The organism is Vibrio sp. 10N.261.45.E2 (genome assembly GCF_002875705.1).
Classification (GTDB): Bacteria; Pseudomonadota; Gammaproteobacteria; order Enterobacterales; family Vibrionaceae; genus Vibrio.
The window spans coordinates 1-18,944 of record NZ_MCZZ01000173.1; the positions used below are offsets into that span (position 1 = coordinate 1).

Genomic DNA, 18,944 nt, shown 5'->3' on the forward strand with positions numbered 1-18,944 from the left:
TGTGATCAAGAGACAGCCTCAATTGAGGAGCCTTTTTATTGTTCGCTGTCTTGGATGGTTAGGATGGGCAATTGGAAAGAGAAGGTCACTCCTTCCACTTCGTCATCATCTATATGGCGAATCATCTCCACCAAATAGCCATTCACGTCTAACTGTAAATCTTGCTGCTTAACCGCATTAAATAGCGCTTCTAAGGCTGTGCTATAAGCTACATCTGAAACCAGATAAACATCACTACACAAGTAATAACCTTCTGGAATGATCTTGTCGTATCGCTCTTTCGCGACTTGCCAATTTCCAATTTCAACGTCGATGTCGTCCCACTTATTCCTCATCTGCTTGATAGGTGTTGTGCCCATCAAGTTTGTCGATTTCTGACCATACGTTTCAAACACGGTATCCCAGTCCGGATCATCTAGCTTGAGTTTTTGCATTCCACGTTCTGGATACCAAACCAACTCTGTCGGCATAGACTTAACCAGTTCTTTCTCGATTGAGGACTGAACGCCCGGATGTGCCAATCTCTGAATGAAGCCCGCCGTCTCCTTGGGTGTTGCGTTATAGCCCATCTCTCGAATATGTTTTGCAGTAACTCCCAACTCACGCTTAAGCGCTTTACCTAACGATTGCGACGATGAGAATCCACAATACTGAGCTATTTCAATCACGCTCCAAGGTTCATCATTAATCAATAAACTCACCGCAACTTGCAAACGAACGCGACTCAGATACTGACCCGGCGTTTCATTAAACAGTTCCGTGAATTGGCGATGAAAATGGTAAGGCGAAATGGCGCTCTCGGTCGCTATCTCTTCCCAAGTACGACGCTCACCCCACTCTTCATGCATTAAATTAAGTGCATGGCTAAAGCGTTTTTGAAGGTGCTCTGGTAAAGACTCGACCAACGCAATCTCAGGCACCAGTTTAAAACCGGGTACTGAGTGATAGTCAGACTTGCTCTGTTGCGTCATACGGTCTTTATTCTCAGGCATAGAAGCTCTTGTCTCTGTCAACTTGATTGGATTCGATCGCTTGGCTTCACTATCGTCTTTGTCCTTTATAAAATCAATCATGAGCGCTCCAAAGTGAGTTCTTCGAATGAATCTTGTTCGCCAGATTCTTTTTCGATTAGATCTTCAACTTTAGGTGCTTTACGGCAAAACAAACCAAGCAGCACGGGTATCAAAATCAGCGTTACCGCAGTAGCAAACAGTTCACCAAACACTAGTGATACCGCAGCAGGCTTTAAGTATTGTGCCTGTTCCGCAGTTTCGCGCAGTAACGGCAACAACCCACACACAGTGGTTATCGTGGTTAAGAAGATCGCCCTCATTCTACTCGTACCTGCAATCACCAACGCTTTCTGTAAGGGCACGCCTTGGCGATATTCAGCATTAAAGCGAGTGATCAGCACCAAGGAGTCGTTAATCACGATTCCCGTCATGGCCATCATGCCGAACATTGAAAGAATGCTGATCGGCAAGTCCATCAAGTAATGACCAAAAATCGCGCCTGCGAATCCAAACGGTATGACCGCCATAATGATCATTGGCTGCCAATAGGACTTCAAAGGCACCGCTAACAAGATATAAATCATCAACAGCGTCAGAATCATTGCGGATTTAAAGCCATCCGACACTTCACCTATCTCTTCAAACTCACCGCCCGCTTTTATCGTTACACTTGGATATTGTTGCTGGAGAGATTCAATCGTATCCTCAAGTTGCTCACGTGTTTTCTCTGGTGATTGTAGGTCGCGGTTCTGCTTCCAATAGAGGTTGATCACTTGCTCTCGGTCACGGCGGTAAACCACTTGCGGTTCTTGCTCGTGACGGAACTCAGCGATATCGCCCATCATCACGCTGCCACGGTTAGGCAACATAATGATGGCTTGTTGCAGCTGAGCTAAGGTTCTGCGCTCATCTCTTGGGTATTGCAGCAGCACCTTGGTCTCTTGTCCGTTTTCTAACAAGCGATGAACCTCCCTCTCACCAAACGCTTCACCAGCTAACTGAGCTAACGTGGCTTGAGTTAACCCTAGCTGTTGACCATATTGATTCAACACCAAACGAACTTGGGGTAAGCCATCCTGACCATCATCATAAACATCCGAAACACCTTTCAACGACGCTAGAGTATCTGCTAGCTGTTCGCTGACACGAGACGCCAGCTCACGATCATTCGAAGAAATCGTTAAGAATGTACCACCAGCAGGCTCCTCTGCTGCGCTGAACTTAACCGAGTAAGCCCCTTCAATTTGACCAGTGCTTTCTCGCCATCGCTTTAACAGTAAATTGCCCGGCAACGAGCTTAAAGATTCATTGGTAAGCTCGGCAGTGACTTCAATTTCGCCATAGCCGTCAGACCACGCCAACAGGTTGACTACAGGCTTCTCTTGTAACGGATAATCCTCCATTAAGCCTTTCTCAACCTTTGTCATCGCTTGCTCTACTTGCAACAAAGCTTGGCGCTGCAGTGGCAATGGTGCACCGTCTTCTAACTCAATCACCGCTGTGATGTAACGCCCCGGAATTTCAGGGAACAGAGCACTTCGAATCGCCCCATTTGACCACATGCCATAAGCCAGTGAAACAACCGCCACAAACCCAAGCAAAAACGCCACTTTGTAGCCAAGTGCAAACTCCAACACAGGCTTGTAGACGTTGAGATTAAACCACTGCAGCCCACCTTGGGCGGCATTCTGAACCTTGGCAAAAATGCTTCTAGATGGCTTTTTCACTGAAAGTTGAGCCAAGTGTGAAGGTAGAATAAATTTGCTTTCAATCAGCGAGAAGATCAAAGCGAAGATCACCACGGCCGAAAACCCAGCAAGCACCTTAGCTAGTTCATTGTTAATCCAGAGCATTGGAGAAAATGCAGCAATGGTTGTCAGCACACCGAATACAGTTGCCACCGACACGGAATGCACTCCCTGCCAAGCGGCTGTTTTTCCGCTTATATTAAAATCAATCCGTTTTTCATGTATCGCTTCACCCACAACTACGGCATCATCCACCAACACGCCGAGTACCAAGATAAAACCAAACAAGGTGATATCGTTGATGCTGTAGTTAAACAGCTGCATTGCGGCAAGCGTCCCTGCCAGCGCAATCGGAATCCCCATCGCGACCCAAAAAGCGAGTCTAATCTCAAGGAAAACCCCAAGTAAGATCAGCACAATTAACAAGCCTTGCCAGGCGTTTTCGCTCAAACGAAACAGCTGTTCTTCAATGTAAGGCGCCATATCAGCCATGGTATTCAGTTCAATATCCGAAGGCAGAATTGCACGTTGCGCATCCAGAGTCTCACTGATCGCTTCGCTGACTTTAAGCAGATTATCGGTTTGGCTCGTGCTAACCAATAAAGCAATGGCATTCGAACCATTGTTACGCACGATAGAGCCGCTGTATTGGTAGCCACGGGTTAGCTTGGCGATGTCTCCCAAGTATATTTTTCCGTTGCTTCCCGAAATCACGACAAGCTGATTCAGCTTCTGCAAATCATCGGCATAACCATCCCCACGAATCACCATTCGGCCTTTGTCACTTATTAGCTCACCGCTACGAGACTCAAGTGAACGCTGCTCAACCAAACTTGCCAGCTCTTCCAAGCTCAGCCCTAGCGCCTTGAGTTGGTCTGGGTCTGGCTCGATAACCAACTGAGGCGTTCGAGTTCCCCAATTTGACACCTTGGAAATTTGAGGGTTCTTCTTCAGCGCTTGTTCAAGTTGCTTAGCAATAGGTTGTAATTCGTCATCGGTTCTTGGACCAGACACCACAACAAACGCGGCTAAGTTGGTAAACTCGTTACGCACCACTTGCGGTCTTTCTGCTTGCACTGGAAAGCCGTTGATGGCGTTAACTTGATTACGAATGTCATCCAACAACTTGTCTAAATCTGTACTGCTGGTTTTACGTACCACTACTCTAGACACGCCAGCACTCGATTGGCTGGTGATCTGTTTGATGCCAGCAATGCCGCTGATCGACTCTTCGATTCGTTGAGTCACGCTCTCATCAATCTGTTGTGCAGTCCCGCCAGGATAAGCCACGGTGATACTGATTGAAGATGGTGCTATTTGCGGAAACGACTCGACACGCAGTTGTCCAAATGCCAGCACACCACTGATCACGATCGCCATCATCAACAAATTGGCAGCGACTGGGTTATTAATGAACCATTTTGTCATCCAACTCATTGGTTTGATTCCTTAATCTGTGCTGAATCAGGTTTGCTCGCGAGCATTGCCTCAGAATGGATTTCATTGAATTTAGGCGCGACTTGTTTACCAATTAGCATCGAAGACAGCGGATATTGCACAATGCGTCGAGCCTTATTACTTTGATCATTGAAGCGAATATCAAGCTCTTGACTGCCTTGCCCAACAAGCATTACCGACTCTTTTCGTAGACGATCTTCTGTATCTAACGTCCACACATACCCGTCTCGCGTCATTGCACTCAAAGGCACGCTGACGACGTCATCTTTTAGACCGAGGTTAACCACAGCTTGAACCTGTTGATTAGGGAAAAGCCTTGGCTTGTTTTGGTAAGGATCCTCAACCGATAGCACTACTTGTCTTTGACGAGTCACCGAATCCACTTCTGGCGACACATAGCGCACCTTCGCTGGCCATTGATTCCCAGAACGACTCACGACACGAATACTCGGCTTAACCAAGGCAGCTTGCACTTGTTGCCAGTGCATTTCAGAGATTGGAAGCTCGATATCAATCGAATCACTGGTAGCTAATTCAAAGGTCACTTGCCCAGCCTCTACCCACTCTCTCGGGCTAATGTGACGCTTCATGACGACCGCATCAAAAGGCGCAGTAATCACTGACTCTTCGACTAGCTTCTTCGCACTGACATAAGCTTGTTGGGCTTGTTGCAGGTTGGCTTTCGCAGCAAGCACTTGAGGCTCTCTGCGTGCAAAGGATGAGCTTGTTTTTGGGTTGAGCATCTTGAGCGCGACAGTTTGTTCATGCTTAGCCTGTTTCAATTCCAGGTCCGCTTGCTTTAGCGCACTTAACGCTTGCGCCAAGTTCGCATCAACGGCGCTGGTATCTAGCCTCGCTAGCACATCGCCCTTAGTCACTAATTGTCCCGGCTCGATAGTTTCATTCAGCCATTTTATTTGCGCGCTACTCGACGCTTTAAGTTGAATTGGCCAACGAGCAGCGGTTAAACCGAGTACCGTTAACGTCGATTCGTGCTGCGAGGGTGTCATCTCCAATACAGAAACCGGTGCCAGTACTGCTTGCTTCTTCACTGGTTCCGCTGCCTCAGGTTCCAATTGATCGACAACAATCAAGGCAACAAAGATAGCCGCACAACCGACTAGTACCGAAAGTGGCTTTTTAAACTTCATAAGGCATCTCCTTGGTAGCCTGTTGGACAGAGGTATGATTGAGTCGCTGACTGATTTCAGTAAGATGAGAAAGGGTTTGTAGGGTAATTGGCAGCATCACCGCGGTTTCAACAAACTCCAATGAATAGGTAACGATGGAGAACACCTGCCCTGCACTCGGTGCAATAAGCTGGCTCACCATCCACAAATTTCCCACGACTGCGCCAAATAACACAGTAAAGATCAGTCCGTAGACAATCGCCTCGGTGTCTGAAAGCTTGATTTCACATTGTTTAAGTCGCTCAAAATGCCAACGAAGCGCAGACAAGCGAACACCGCTCAACAGGTGAACCTGCTGTTCGACTTGGTCGTTAAATTGGCCATTAAGCCGCGTGAAGGTTCGGTGGAACACGCCATAGATCGCAAGCATCGACAACCCAGCAAACAACATGCAAAGCGCCAATGAGAAGTGAAATGTGGAGAGAATCACCACAGTCGCAACAAGCTGAACCACGGCCGTCATCAAAGCAGGCAAATCGTCTTCTAAGAAATCAACCAGCTCGCGCGACATGGTGAGTCGAGCATCTTTGGTTGATACAGATAACCCGCGCAAATTACGCTCAACGATGTTCGCCAACTTTACGCGAATCACACCATAAACGCGGGTGTCGTAAAAACGACGAACGACACTGATGACCACCAGTACAAAAAGAATCGCAGCCAGCATCATCAAAGGTTGAAAACTTTGGTTCAGCACACCGTCTATGGCGTAACCGATAAACAGTGGCAGCAGAATAAGCATCACGTTTTCAGCCAGAACCATTAACCAGGTCGCAGCGACCTTTAATGGAGCAAGCCGAATAATCGTCAGCAGAGAGATGGGATGTTTGAATAGCATTATTGAGCCCATAAATGAATATGACGTCAGTATTACCAATTCGAGATGGGAAAAAGTGTCCCAGATTGCTGTATTAGAAAATTAGACGCCAGACTCACCCAATAACCAACTCGGTTACCTTTTGTTTACCTCGACTCCTTTACTGTCCTTGATAAGAAAAATGAACAACAAGGAAAGAGCATGAAATTATTCGCTTCAATACTTACGACTGTCGGTATTACTGGTGCGGTTTGGGGGCTACTACATATTCAGCCCGCGATTGCGGATGCCTCAACTGAGCAACCAATAGCTCAGTTACCAACGAATGCCTCCTCAAAGCAATAGTCATCAAAAGAAAAACCACAGGCGACTGCAAATACGACTTACCTGCAAGGTTTGAGCAAGACTATCCCTTTAGAGGATGTGCCTAAGCTGTGGGTCGACTTCTACCAAAACCTAGAAGCAAATGATGAGAAGATCGCACAGCAACAGAAAGTCGTGGTGATCTATCAAGGCATCAAATCTGACTTTAGCGAAGCAACAATCACCATTGGCTTCCCTACTCAGCAATCAACACCAAATAAAAACAAGCCCTTCATTCAGGTTCCAAACCAAGCCAAAGGCACGCTGCTACTAAGTGAGGGGGAACATACAGAGCAAGAACTAGCAAAAGCTTGGGAAGATATCGCGATTTTAAAAGAAGTGGATATGGTAGTAGAACACCACCAACTGAATCAGCATGGGTTGCCAGATTCTAGCGAGTTATACGTCTATTATAAGAATGATCAGTAAAGGAATTCGTTATGGATTTTACTATGGGTAGCATTGGGATCTTTCTCTCTCAAACATTCACAGAAACAAGCATCATCCTTACCGAAACTTGGGTAGATGACAATTTTGTATTACTTGCTCTGGCGCTGTTTATCTTTGAGCTTATCCGCTATGCCTTCAAGAAAAAGCTGAGCTGGAATATGCTCGGTGACAGTGCAACCAACTTAGTCACCCTGTTCTTCTTATTGGTCACTGTCTTCTTCGTTGGGCTAGCTTATGTAGGCGCGTTTGTTTACGCCTACGAGAATTTCAGTCTGACTCAACTACCAATCACAGGTTGGACAGTTCTTGGTTGCTTGATACTGGCCGATCTTGCGTACTACTGGGAACACAGATTCCTGCACAGTAACGGCTTTGCTTGGGGCACACACTCGGTACACCACAGCTCACCCTACTTCAATATCTCTGTCGCTTATCGCTTTGGGCCTTTGGATTGGTTCTTCCCGTTCTTTTTCCATTTGCCGTTAATTCTTCTCGGTTTTAACCCGTTTGTTGTGTTGATGTGTGAAACCTTTGTTCAGCTGTTTCAAACTTTGCTACACACTGAAACAGTGAAAAAGCTCCCGCGCCCTGTCGAAGCCGTGTTTAACACTCCTTCACACCACAGAGTGCATCACGCGACTAACAAGCAATACTTAGATAAAAACTACGCTGGAATATTGATCATTTGGGATCGAATGTTCGGCACCTTCGCCAAAGAAGAGGAAGAAGTCAGATACGGTGTGTTCCCTAGAATCAACTCTGTGAACCCATTTAAGGTATATTTCCACGGCTACGTTAAACTGTGCCAACAGCTATGGCATGCGCCAAATTGGAATCACCGCCTACAACTTCTTATTCAGCCGCCGATCTGGGCTTGGAAAAGAGAACGAGAGACAAAGTAAGGACACTTATGAGCATTAACGCCCTGTTGATTGAAGACGACAGCGACTTAGCAGAAGCCATTGCAGACTACATGGAACTCGACGGTTTCGAACTCGACTTTGCCTATAATGGCGCAGCAGGGCTTAACCTCGCCTTAGAAGGACGTTATGACATCATCTTAACGGACATCAATATGCCCAAAATGGATGGGCTCGATGTCTGCCAATCACTTCGCCACTCCTATTCTCATGTTAACGGCAAGAGACACGTTACAAGACAAGCTCGCCGGTTTCGAAGTAGGTTCCGATGATTACCTAGTGAAGCCTTTTGCAATGGAAGAACTTAAAATGAGATTAATGGCACTGGTGCGTCGCGCTCAAGGTTCCGTTACTTCATTGTCCGTGGCAGACCTTAAACTCGACTTGGACAAGCATCAAGCTATTAGAGGCGGCAAACTGTTGAAGCTCTCTCCGGTATGTTGGCGAATGCTCGTAATGTTAGTTCGTAACAGCCCTAACGTGGTGAGCAAAGCCAAACTTGAAGAGGCATGGGAAGATGAGATGCCAAGTTCCGACAGCATGAAAGCGCACCTGTTTAAGCTTCGCCAAGTGGTTGATGCGCCCTTTGACTCCAAGCTGATTCACACGGTTCATGGCATTGGTGTTGTCTTGCATGAGGAGCCGTCATGAGTCACGCACACATGAATAGAGTCAGTATTAAACGTGATATCTACGTCTACTTATTTGGCATTGTAGTGTTACTGACTGCCATATACAGCTTAATGGTCTCACAGAGCTACCATATTGGTCTAAATGAATCGGCAAAGTATGGGTTCTTGTATGAGTTGGAAGTTGCAGAGCAGCGTTACATCGAAACCGGAGAATTACCAAACTACCAAAACCCGACCTTCCAAGCTTTTCTAAGCTACTCAGAAGTGCCGACTAAGTTTCAACAAGTTTTTGATTGGAATACGTTTAATAACGATGCGATTTATGAACATTACTACTCTTCAGCCGATAATGAATCGGGGCAATACCTTTATGCCGCCAAGCATCAGATTGCTGGAAAGGACGAAGCTTTGTACATCATTTCTGAGTACGATGAAGCGATCTATTTGAATCTTTTCGAGCTCAATCCTCCGGAATCCGTGAACCAAATAAACAGTGCCTTCATCGCTATTGGCGCCCTTTTACTCTTGGTATTTTTGATCATTCGCCTTCTTATACACCGAGTCACCAAACCGATTATTACCCTGTCCAAATGGTCTGAATCACTGGACGTGGAGAACACTCAAGGGCTAGCTCAGTTTCGATATAAAGAGATCGACCAATTGGCTTCGCAGCTTATTAAAAGTGTTCAAGGCGAACGCCAAGCCAATGAGCGTGAGAGCTTTTTCTTAAGAGCCGCGAGTCACGAATTAAGAACACCAATTGCCACCATTTCAGCGAGTGGCGATATGCTGGTTCGATTGTCTGATAGCATTCCAAATAGCGGCCAACGAACGGTAGCGCGAATCCAACGTTCAGCAGCTAACATGAAAGGCCTAGTAACGACGCTACTGTGGATGAGCCGCAATAACGAAATAGAAACGACCTACGAACAAGTCAAATTAGCCCCCCTACTCAATAACATCATCGAAAGCCAACGCTACCTTCTCAAAAACAAAGAAGTAGAAATCCACACTAAGGTCGACCAAGGCGAACACTCCCTTCCCCGAGAACTGACTGAGGTTGTACTCACCAACTTGGTCCGAAATGCATTCCAACACGGCGGCAGCGGAGATATCAATATCACACTGACAGCAAACCAGTTTGAAGTGAACAACCGGTTGGAAGACAAACACATAGCCAACGACTCTGAACAGCACACCTCTTTTGGAATCGGCCTAGAGCTCATTGAACGTGTTTGTCAGAACCAAGGGTGGCAGTTCACTCATGAAGTTCGCAGCAATGAGTTCATCGTCAAAGTCATGCTTTAGCTATTTTCTAAATGGTTATTTGGTGGTGACCAAAAGTTTACCTTGGCTTGGTTATGCTAGTTGCACAATCTAGTTAGGAGTTATTTTATGGGCACTTGGATTTTAGAAACACTGTTGTGGGCTGTGGTAACCGTGGCGGTTTGTGTCGCGATTTGGGGATTTAATTTACCCAACATCTTAATCGCATTAGGTGTGTCGGTAGTGGTATCGCTGCTACTAGGAAATAGTTGGAGAAGCTAGTTACTTAAGGAAGAACAGAGTTCAAACGTTAGTGATTCTTGGCACACCCGACAGCATCTCAGTTTATTTGCTTAGATACGAACTGTCGGGCGCAAATTAAACTAGCTACTCAGTGTTTCTTCAAACACACCCAGTTCACGACCAAGCCAAATTGCTCGAACTGTGTGGTCTAGTGTCTCTTCACCACCAGTCACAGGGTGAATAAGTACCGACATATCACCGCGTTCTTGCTCAAGCCATTCAACAATACCTGACTCTTTATCAGCAAAATGAATCTCAAACATTGGCATCTTATGTGGGCCAACCAAGCGCTGGATTAATGGAAAAGTTTCCAACACATCTTTACGCTCTGATAGAATTTTCTGACGCAGTGTTTCTGCCTGCTCTGCAAATCGCAGAGGGAAATAGATATGACCGTGGTACATGGCACCATCCTTTAGAATTATGATACGCGATTTTATACCTAAACCGCCCTTAATAGCTAAGTCTTAATAGGTGAACTTGATAGGAAAGGTTTGATAATATGAAAAAACCAGAGCCTATTAATCGAAGTAATCGAAAACAAACTCTGGTTGTATACAGCAATAGAATTTAAAGCGACTACGGTTTTAGTTTCAATACGTTATCAATATCTGCCGCAGAATGGCGCTCTGGAAGCTGCTCCCATGCTTCGCCCCATGAACGGTTGATAATGCGGCCGCGTTGGAAACCTTCACGCGCTTCTAGCTGCTTAGCCCAACGCACAACATTGGTGTACGACTCAACTTGTAGGAACTCTGCGGCATCGTAAAGATTGCCCAACACTAAGTTGCCATACCATGGCCAAATCGCGATATCAGCGATGCTTAGCTCGTCACCCGCCACGAATGTGTTATTTGCGAGTTGTTTGTCTAACACGTCTAACTGACGCTTAGCTTCCATCGCAAAGCGATTAATTGGGTACTCTTGCTTTTCATCCGCGTAAGCGTAGAAGTGACCAAAACCCCCACCTAAGAATGGTGCTGAACCTTGTGCCCAGAACAACCAGTTAATGGTTTGTGTTCTTGCTGCCCCTTCCTTTGGTAAGAAGTGATCAAATTTTTCAGCTAGGTGCATCAAGATAGAAGCTGATTCGAAAACACTAATGTCTTCATCACCAGACTTGTCGACAAGTGCTGGTATTTTCGAGTTTGGATTCACTCCAACAAAACCAGAAGAGAATTGATCCGACTCTCCAATGTTGATCAAGTACGCATCATATTCAGCTTCTTTAACACCCGCCGCTAGCAACTCTTCCAGCAAAATCGTGACTTTTTGACCGTTAGGTGTGCCAAGAGAATACAATTGAAAAGCATGATCACCTACAGGAAGCACTTTATCAAAGCGAGCTCCAGATTCAGGACTATTGATGTTTGCCCACTTGTTACCACCAGCAGTATCGTTAACCCAAACTTTTGGCGGAGTGTATTGTTCTGACATGATATTTCCTTATTAATATAGGGTCTCACAAACTGATATTAGGTCAGATGTCTGTAGTTAAAACCCCTGAATACGATTTATTTTCAATCTGTTAAGCATGGCTTATTCCAGAAAGACATAACCCGCTTAAGAGCAGACGTTTTTAAAAGACAAGTCCGTATTCAGACTTCTGACTAATGTGGGCAAATTCCCCGCATCATTTAGCCAAGATTTTACGAACGACATTCCGACAGCTTCAAGAAAGCTGTGATAAAATCGGGAGATTACAACTGATAAGGATTTGGCAATGTCTTCTGATTACACAGGTTCGAGCGCAGCGTATGCTCGCCAAGAGAAAGGCTACCGCGAAAAAGCACTCAAACTGTACCCTTGGGTTTGTGGAAAATGTGCACGTGAATTTGTTTACTCAAACTTGAGAGAGCTTACCGTTCACCACGTGGATCACGACCATACAAACAACCCTGAAGATGGCAGTAACTGGGAGCTACTGTGCTTATACTGTCACGATCACGAGCATTCAAAATACACTGACCATGAGCGTTATGGTGTGGATGCAAAAGCAAGTTTAGATGATCATAAGTCAGCGACACACAACCCGTTCGCCGACCTTGCAAAGATGATGAAGAAGTAACACTCCCCCAGAACTGTATTTGGTAGTCAGAAACTACTGAATAATAGACAAATAACAAGAAACCCCAGTATGTCACCATACTGGGGTTTCTTTTATCTGCTTTTGAACCAGAGCTCAGTCAAGTTCAAGCCAGATCAAAAAAGCCTTCCGAAGAAGGCTTTTTAAGAATCAAATTATGCTGCCGCTTGTTTGCGAGACTCTTCTACCTGCTTAGCGCGCTGTTTTTGCGTCAATTTATCGCGGTATGCAAACCAAACGTAAGACACAACTACTAAGAAGAACAGGTATGACAATGAGAAAATGAACGGCGATTGAATGATATCGTTCGAGATACCCCAAGAAACACCGATAACAGTCACTGCAATTTTCGCAAAAAAGCCACACATCAATAGCACTAATGCCAACTGTGGGAAACGAGTACTGCGGAATGCAAGCCAGTAACAACTACCAACTGCTAGAGCCGCAACATAGAAGCCGAATAGGAAAGAGTGAATATGGTCAGCTGCCGCTACACCACCAGAAATTGACATCAATAAAATTAAAAACAGTTTCATAATACTCGCCTCACCATAAGTTGGAAACGCATCCTTTCAAATTTGGAATCTCAGTTTGCGTACTATTTTCCCACTTTTTTTCGACAACACAACCCCTCAAATCGAACAAAATGCAAGCAAGAGTGCTAACAAAAACCACCCTTAACAATTACTTAACATTATGTTTTTAATAAAAGTCCGTTACTCCTTGTCTCATATGAACAAAGCACCATTTCGATTTATTTTGTTACACAAAATTAACTTTCGAAATTAATTAAAATTATTTGTAACTCTGTGATATCCGCACGGAATACGCGTCTAATGAAAAACGCTGTCCTCAAAATCCCTGAAATAATAAGAAGCCAGAGCGAAAAAGAACAAAACAGAAAGGTGTGTAAAACAATTTAAAAACCAACAAAAAACAACTCATTAACAAATTGAATTTAATTTACCAAAAATGGAAAAAGAGATTCCAATCACGTTTTTATTGGTTATAATCCGCGCTCTTTTGCGCTATCTGTTGATAAACGCAAACTAATTTTGAAGAAACAATCACAATAACCCGTCTTTAGTCATGTGGCTCTCACTAGACTAAAGACAAAACTGAGAATAAAAATGAGCAAGATTGATAAAGCTACACGTATCCTGCTAGCAGGCTTCTGTATCAACCTTTGTCTTGGCATCCTGTATGCTTGGAGTGTATTTAACAAAGCCCTACAAGGTGAAGGCTGGTCTGCAGCTGAAGCATCAGCACCATACGCGACTGCAACAATCACATTCTCTATCTGTCTTCTTGTTGCTGGTATCCTACAAGACCGTATGGGTCCACGTAAGATCCTAATTCTTGGTACAGCTCTTACTGGCCTTGGCATGATCGCATCAGGCTTTGCGACTTCTCCACTAATGCTAAACATCACATTTGGTGTTATGGCAGGTGCTGGTATCGGCTTCGGTTACGCATGTCTTTCTCCTTCTGCAATGAAGTGGTTCCACCCTTCTAAGAAAGGTATGGTTAACGGTCTTATCGCAGCAGGGTTCGGTCTAGCGGCAATTTACCTTGCTCCAGTTACTGCTGCTCTTATCGAGAGCATGGGCATCCAAACAAGCTTTAAGATTCTTGGTGTTGGTGTACTAGCAATCGCTGTACCTCTAGCAGCAACAATCAACAACCCACCAGCGGGTTACGCTCCAGCTGAACCAAAAGTAAAAGCTGGCCAAGCTCCAAAAGCTGTTAAGAAGAGCGAAGACCTATCTTGGAAAGTAATGCTGAAGACTCCTCAGTTTTACTCTCTATGGATCATGTACGCATTCGCAGCTTCTGTTGGTCTAATGATCATCGGTAACATCACAAGTATCGCAAGCGCTCAAGCAAACCTACCAAACGCGGTTTACCTTGCTTCTATCCTTGCTGTATTTAACTCAGGCGGTCGTGTTGCTGCTGGTATGCTTGCTGACAAGATCGGTGGCGTTCGTACTCTTCTACTTGCGTTCATTCTGCAAGGTGCAAACATGGCGCTATTCGCTACGTTTAACACTGAGTTCACGCTAATCATCGGTACTGCTGTTGCAGCGGTTGGTTACGGTACTCTACTTGCTGTATTCCCAACACTTACTGCTGAGTTCTACGGCCTGAAAAACTACGGTACTAACTACGGCGTGCTTTACACGGCATGGGGTATCGGTGGTGCAATCGGTACAGCTGTTGTTGGTTACTCGATGACTAACGGCGACAGCTACGGCCTAGCATACACAATTTCTGCAGCAATGATGGCGGTATGTATTGTTCTAGCAATCATCACTAAGCCAATTTCTGAAGCTAAAGTTGCTGAACTAAAAGCATCACAAGCTTAATCAACAGAAAAGATTGAATTTGTTACTGAAGAGCTTAACCTTAGGGTTAGGCTCTTTTTGTATCAAGCGACTTCTCCATTGACGACCGTAACGACTCTTCAACTACCCCCTACTTACTATCTCGAAAACTTTAATCGACTGGTTGAACACGCTCAAACGCTCTACCCCGATCTTCTGAGTGAAGATGAGTGTCGCTGGTTGTCAGCCTATAAACGCCTTTCCATTTCAGCTCAATGCTTAATGGTTCGTTTGCTTTCTCGTAAAGGTTGTTGGTTTCGCAGCGATAAGCTCAACTATGTTGAGATTCCTGATTTAACTAGCGCACTACAAGAACTCAACACCTCAAGCTTCATTGCTTTAAGTCACCCAACAGATAAGCATGACATAGAAGTTACTCAACTCGAACTTGGATTACACCTGCTCACCAAGCCTGAACTGTTGAATGTATTCCCGCATCTTAAGATCAACAAAACAGCCAAAAAAGACGAGCTGTTAGCCTTGCTCGAACCACAAACTTTTGATCAGTTCCAAAGCCTAACGTTCGATTGTATTTACGTGGTCGAATCTCAGGTAATTGATGTATTGCTGTTGCTGTTTTTTGCCAATAGTTACCAAGATTTAAGCCAGTTCGTGTTAAGCGACCTTGGACTCAACACCTTTGAAGACTACCCGTTAAGCAAACAGCGTCGGTTCTTTACCTCTAGAGAGCAACTCAATCAATTGATTCAAATGCGCGATGTTCAACGCCTGTATTCAGAAGGTGACCGCAAAGACGGTGAGTTTCTAAGACAGCTTTTACAAATGATTCCCGCCAATTCAGAACACAGAAGCATTGCTAGAAAACGATCGCGATTGATCAATGATATTGCTCGCGATCTAGAAAGGCTCAACCAAAACGACCAAGCTATCTTTTGGTTCAAATAATCAGAACTTCCTCCAAGCAGAGAACGACTTGCGCGGATCTATGACAAACAAGACGAATTAGACTTAATGTGTGACATTGTCACGAAAATGCAAGCTACCCCATCAGATGTTTCGGAATTAGAGCTTGCCGTAAAGCTTGAACAAAGATTATTAAGAAAACGCGGACACAAGGTTCCACGAACCATAAAACCGAGCTGCAACGAGATAAAACTGGAATTAGACCTAAGCCAAACGAGAGTTGAGCTTGCAGTAAAGCAGCATTTTGAAAACCAAGGTTGGGATGTCTATTTTTCAGAGAACAGTTTTCTGTGTGGCTTGTTCGGTTTGGCTTTCTGGGATGTCGTTTTCTCTGATGTCGAAGGTGCTTTTATCAATCGATACCAACATCGACCTCTGGATCTGTACCACTCAGATTTTGTAGACAAACGGACTGAGCAGGTTGAATCTGTATTTCAAGCTATATCCAAACATGGGCTGAGCCACTTACTCGAGATTTACGACCAGAAGTACGGCATTGCAAATCCCTTTGTTCATTGGAGCTACTTCCCTAAATCACTCATCGAGTACAGCATTGAATCTATTCCCAACGCCTTGGTTGTCGATCTCTTTAAGGTGATGTTAAGTGACTTAAAACTATTTAGAACAGGGATGCCTGATTTGATTGCATTCAAAGGCGGAGAGTTTCATTGGATTGAAGTCAAAGGACCAGGCGATAAACTGCAAGACAACCAGTGGCGCTGGATCAAAGAGTTTGAGCGATTGTCTGTCCCCTTTTCTGTTTGTTACGTCAATCAGTGAGTCTTGGTTCCCAGCTATTATCTCTTAACGCTTAAATCTAACTAGGGTTAAACTCTGCTTTCTGAGCGCTAGCGAGTGACGCGCATCGACAAGTTACTCTGTCCCATCAAGATCTTGTCTACAAAATTGTTAGAACATGAGCATTTTCAATCATTTTCGATATAATTATAGAAAATGCCTAATATTTAAATACGTATGAATTTGAAAAAACTCTTCATTTTAGCTTTTGTTAGCGTCTTCTCAGGTTGTGCCGTCTACGCGGGTTTAAACTTCGACGAGTTGTTTGGTGAACAGCAAGTTCGCGATCGCCAAGCACCTATTCTTTCGGCGCAAGCACAGCACTTCATTAACGAAGTAAAACCCATTATTGATAACCGATGTGTGGTTTGTCACGCTTGTTATGATGCTCCTTGCCAACTCAAAATGTCTTCTGTGGAAGGGATAGACCGAGGCGCGAGCAAGGCACTCGTTTATCAAGGCACCCGCTTAACGGCCTCTGCTCCAACTCGCTTGTTTGAAGATGCTATAACCACTCAAGAGTGGCGTGATGCGGATTTTCATCCGGTCCTTAATGAGCGCATGCAAAATTCAACAGCTAACCTCGATGCAGGTCTTGTATCTCGTATGATGATCCAGAAAGAGAATCATCCTCTTCCGGATCAAACCCAACTGGAGGGGTTCGATTTTTCAACCGACCGCGACCAACAGTGCCCGACTATTGAAGAGTACGCCCAATACGAAAGAGATTACCCAACTTGGGGGATGCCTTATGGGATGCCAAACCTAGATAAAACCGAATACGCGACTTTAATGAGTTGGCTGGAAAATGGCGCTTTGATGAACGACCATATTCCACTAAGTGATGCGGAACAAGAGCTCGTTAGTGTCTACGAAAGCTTCTTAAACAAGAGTGACAATAAAAGCCAACTTTCGGCTCGTTACATCTATGAGCACCTGTTTCTATCTCACGTCTATTTTTCTGATTTAGCGCAACCAACACGTTTCTTCACTCTCGTTCGTTCTGCAACGCCTCCAGGAGAAGCGGTGCAACGCATCACAACCCGTCGCCCTTATGACGACCCAAAAGTAGATCGTGTCTACTACCGCCTGATTCCAGAACAAGGCACGATCGTCGACAAAACACACATGCCTTTCGCGTTGAATGAAGAGCGTCTACAAAAGTGGAATACTTGGTTTTTCGATGCTAATTACGTTGTAAAACAACTCCCTAGTTACGACATTGATGTTTCTGCTAACCCGATGACATCATTTGAAGCGCTACCAGTGAACTCACGCTTCCACTTCATGTTGGACAATGCTCAAAACACCATCATGGCCTTTATCAAAGGGCCGGTGTGCCGTGGTCAACTTGCCTTGAATGTCATTAATGACCGCTTCTGGGTTTTCTTCATCGACCCAGAGAAAGCTGATTTACCGGAAATTAACGCCTTCTACGCGAGCCAAAAGAAAAACCTAAAGCTACCGAGTGAACTGGAGAGTAACACCGTCCCTGTGACCAACTGGGTAAGATACGCGAAGCAACAAGCGCGATACCTAAACGCGAAATCAGACTTCACCAACCAATGGTTTGAGAGTGGCGTAAACCTAGACACAGGCATCATTTGGGATGGCGATGGCATTAACCCGAATGCAGCTCTCACCATCTTTAGACACTTTGACAGCGCGTCTGTAGTACAAGGGTTGGTTGGTACGCAACCAAAAACCGCGTGGATTCTTGATTATGCCTTGCTAGAGCGCATTCATTATCTTCTCGTTGCTGGCTTTGATGTTTACGGTAACTTTGGTCACCAACTGATCACACGCATGTTCATGGACTTCTTGCGCCTTGAAGGTGAGAGTAACTTCTTAACCCTTCTTCCTAAAGACGTTCGCCACCTTGAACACTCTAGTTGGTACAAAAACCAAAGCGCACAATTGAGTGATTACTTACAGCGAAACATTGCACCTTTTGATCAACCTACTAGCGTGGTTTACAAAACGGCCGATCCTAAACGTGAACTGCTTAATATGATCAAAGATAAACTCTCACCTGTACTTGATAATCGCTTTGATATCGTCGATACAGGTTTTAGTAGAAAAAATGAAGCACAGCTTAATCAAGTGAATCTGATCAAGGGAGAAGGTCTACGTCATGTGCCTCAATTAATGATGATCATGATTGAAGGAGAAAACGGCGAAGAACAGCTGTTCACTATGATTCACAATAACGCGCACAGCAACATTTCTAGCTTGTTTAATGAAGAAGGTAACCGAGATTACGCTAATGATGACCTAACCCTCGTAAGAGGCGTTGTGGGAAGCTATCCAGCGGCTTACTTGTCGTTAACCGAGAGCGAGATACCAGTACTTGTGAAAACGCTGCAAAACTTGAATACAGAAGAAGACTACGTAGCACTACTGGACAAGTTTGCAGTACGACGCAGCTCTAGCGAATTCTGGCCGTTCAGTGACCGCGTTCATCGTTGGTATCAGCAGGATCAACCGATTGAGTTCGGCTTGTTGGATTACAACCGCTTTGAGAACCGCTAGTTATCATCCATAAACCATAAAAACAAAAATCCTCTGTCTTGGCAGAGGATTTTTTCATCT

Annotated in this window: 13 protein-coding genes and 3 pseudogenes; 9 read left to right on the plus strand and 7 right to left on the minus strand. The window is 44.9% G+C overall.

Annotation, left to right across the window (positions count from 1 at the left end):
- Positions 1 to 35: 35 nt before the first annotated feature.
- Genes BCT34_RS23350 through BCT34_RS23365 form a run of 4 tightly spaced genes read right to left on the minus strand, consistent with a single transcriptional unit; the run spans position 36 to position 6,247 of the window.
- Positions 36 to 1,073: an AraC family transcriptional regulator gene (locus BCT34_RS23350; RefSeq protein ID WP_076654712.1), complete on the minus strand. Its 1,038-nt coding sequence runs from the start codon at positions 1,071 to 1,073 to the stop codon at positions 36 to 38.
- Positions 1,070 to 4,198: an efflux RND transporter permease subunit gene (locus BCT34_RS23355; RefSeq protein WP_076654711.1), complete on the minus strand. Its 3,129-nt coding sequence runs from the start codon at positions 4,196 to 4,198 to the stop codon at positions 1,070 to 1,072. The genes BCT34_RS23350 and BCT34_RS23355 overlap by 4 nt, the downstream gene beginning before the upstream one ends.
- Entirely contained in the window at positions 4,195 to 5,370 is a 1,176-nt protein-coding gene (locus tag BCT34_RS23360; protein ID WP_076654710.1) for an efflux RND transporter periplasmic adaptor subunit, read from the minus strand. Before BCT34_RS23360 ends, BCT34_RS23355 begins: the two co-directional genes overlap by 4 nt.
- Positions 5,360 to 6,247: an ABC transporter six-transmembrane domain-containing protein gene (locus BCT34_RS23365; RefSeq protein WP_076654709.1), complete on the minus strand. Its 888-nt coding sequence runs from the start codon at positions 6,245 to 6,247 to the stop codon at positions 5,360 to 5,362. The genes BCT34_RS23360 and BCT34_RS23365 overlap by 11 nt, the downstream gene beginning before the upstream one ends.
- 180 nt (positions 6,248 to 6,427) lie before the next feature.
- Here BCT34_RS23365 and BCT34_RS23370 point away from each other — a divergent pair.
- The 5 genes and pseudogenes from BCT34_RS23370 (at position 6,428) to BCT34_RS24535 (ending at position 10,139) form a co-directional block, all read left to right on the plus strand.
- Positions 6,428 to 7,018: pseudogene (locus tag BCT34_RS23370) on the plus strand (hypothetical protein).
- Positions 7,019 to 7,029: 11 nt separating this feature from the next.
- Positions 7,030 to 7,941: a sterol desaturase family protein gene (locus tag BCT34_RS23375; protein WP_076654708.1), complete on the plus strand. Its 912-nt coding sequence runs from the start codon at positions 7,030 to 7,032 to the stop codon at positions 7,939 to 7,941.
- 8 nt (positions 7,942 to 7,949) lie between these two features.
- A pseudogene (locus BCT34_RS23380) lies at positions 7,950 to 8,610 on the plus strand (response regulator transcription factor).
- Entirely contained in the window at positions 8,607 to 9,899 is a 1,293-nt protein-coding gene (locus BCT34_RS23385; protein ID WP_083702837.1) for a HAMP domain-containing sensor histidine kinase, read from the plus strand. Before BCT34_RS23380 ends, BCT34_RS23385 begins: the two are co-directional and overlap by 4 nt.
- A gap of 87 nt (positions 9,900 to 9,986) precedes the next feature.
- Complete coding sequence (locus BCT34_RS24535) at positions 9,987 to 10,139, plus strand: hypothetical protein (protein ID WP_165690305.1); 153 nt, start codon at positions 9,987 to 9,989, stop codon at positions 10,137 to 10,139.
- Positions 10,140 to 10,240: 101 nt separating this feature from the next.
- On the opposite strand, the gene BCT34_RS23390 is transcribed toward BCT34_RS24535, so the two are convergent.
- On the minus strand, positions 10,241 to 10,564 hold the full coding sequence (locus BCT34_RS23390) for a DOPA 4,5-dioxygenase family protein (protein ID WP_076654707.1): 324 nt from the start codon (positions 10,562 to 10,564) through the stop codon (positions 10,241 to 10,243).
- Positions 10,565 to 10,739: 175 nt separating this feature from the next.
- Positions 10,740 to 11,597 carry a glutathione-dependent disulfide-bond oxidoreductase gene (yghU, locus tag BCT34_RS23395; RefSeq protein ID WP_076654706.1) on the minus strand — a complete coding sequence of 286 codons (858 nt, stop codon included), beginning with the start codon at positions 11,595 to 11,597 and terminating at the stop codon, positions 10,740 to 10,742.
- A gap of 286 nt (positions 11,598 to 11,883) precedes the next feature.
- Between yghU and BCT34_RS23400 the strand changes: the two genes are divergently transcribed.
- A complete protein-coding gene (locus BCT34_RS23400; protein WP_076654705.1) occupies positions 11,884 to 12,228 on the plus strand; it encodes a YajD family HNH nuclease in 345 nt (114 codons plus the stop codon).
- Between the two features lie 173 nt (positions 12,229 to 12,401).
- Here the strand turns inward: BCT34_RS23400 and BCT34_RS23405 are convergent, their stop codons facing one another.
- On the minus strand, positions 12,402 to 12,782 hold the full coding sequence (locus BCT34_RS23405; RefSeq protein WP_076654704.1) for an NADH:ubiquinone oxidoreductase: 381 nt from the start codon (positions 12,780 to 12,782) through the stop codon (positions 12,402 to 12,404).
- Positions 12,783 to 13,376: 594 nt separating this feature from the next.
- On the opposite strand from BCT34_RS23405, the gene BCT34_RS23410 reads away from it, so the two are divergent.
- The 3 genes and pseudogenes from BCT34_RS23410 to BCT34_RS23420 all read left to right on the plus strand — a co-directional run bounded on the left by BCT34_RS23410 (position 13,377) and on the right by BCT34_RS23420 (position 18,884).
- Positions 13,377 to 14,612 (plus strand): OFA family MFS transporter, encoded by a 1,236-nt coding sequence (locus BCT34_RS23410; RefSeq protein ID WP_076654703.1) that lies wholly within the window; start codon positions 13,377 to 13,379, stop codon positions 14,610 to 14,612.
- Between the two features lie 57 nt (positions 14,613 to 14,669).
- A pseudogene (locus tag BCT34_RS23415) lies at positions 14,670 to 16,334 on the plus strand (VRR-NUC domain-containing protein).
- Between the two features lie 195 nt (positions 16,335 to 16,529).
- Positions 16,530 to 18,884, plus strand: a complete 2,355-nt coding sequence (locus BCT34_RS23420; protein WP_076654702.1) for a fatty acid cis/trans isomerase — start codon at positions 16,530 to 16,532, stop codon at positions 18,882 to 18,884.
- The last annotated feature ends 60 nt before the right edge of the window (positions 18,885 to 18,944 follow it).

Excerpts from the sequence above, each read along its gene's own strand:
- BCT34_RS23385 (WP_083702837.1), top strand. The coding sequence starts at position 8,607 with ATGAGTCACGCACACATGAATAGAGTCAGTATTAAACGTGATATCTAC.
- yghU (WP_076654706.1), bottom strand. The coding sequence starts at position 11,597 with ATGTCAGAACAATACACTCCGCCAAAAGTTTGGGTTAACGATACTGCT.
- BCT34_RS23410 (WP_076654703.1), top strand. The coding sequence starts at position 13,377 with ATGAGCAAGATTGATAAAGCTACACGTATCCTGCTAGCAGGCTTCTGT.
- BCT34_RS23400 (WP_076654705.1), top strand. The coding sequence starts at position 11,884 with ATGTCTTCTGATTACACAGGTTCGAGCGCAGCGTATGCTCGCCAAGAG.
- BCT34_RS23360 (WP_076654710.1), bottom strand. The coding sequence starts at position 5,370 with ATGAAGTTTAAAAAGCCACTTTCGGTACTAGTCGGTTGTGCGGCTATC.
- BCT34_RS23420 (WP_076654702.1), top strand. The coding sequence starts at position 16,530 with ATGAATTTGAAAAAACTCTTCATTTTAGCTTTTGTTAGCGTCTTCTCA.
- BCT34_RS23405 (WP_076654704.1), bottom strand. The coding sequence starts at position 12,782 with ATGAAACTGTTTTTAATTTTATTGATGTCAATTTCTGGTGGTGTAGCG.
- BCT34_RS23375 (WP_076654708.1), top strand. The coding sequence starts at position 7,030 with ATGGATTTTACTATGGGTAGCATTGGGATCTTTCTCTCTCAAACATTC.
- BCT34_RS23350 (WP_076654712.1), bottom strand. The coding sequence starts at position 1,073 with ATGATTGATTTTATAAAGGACAAAGACGATAGTGAAGCCAAGCGATCG.
- BCT34_RS23365 (WP_076654709.1), bottom strand. The coding sequence starts at position 6,247 with ATGCTATTCAAACATCCCATCTCTCTGCTGACGATTATTCGGCTTGCT.
- BCT34_RS24535 (WP_165690305.1), top strand. The coding sequence starts at position 9,987 with ATGGGCACTTGGATTTTAGAAACACTGTTGTGGGCTGTGGTAACCGTG.
- BCT34_RS23390 (WP_076654707.1), bottom strand. The coding sequence starts at position 10,564 with ATGTACCACGGTCATATCTATTTCCCTCTGCGATTTGCAGAGCAGGCA.
- BCT34_RS23355 (WP_076654711.1), bottom strand. The coding sequence starts at position 4,198 with ATGAGTTGGATGACAAAATGGTTCATTAATAACCCAGTCGCTGCCAAT.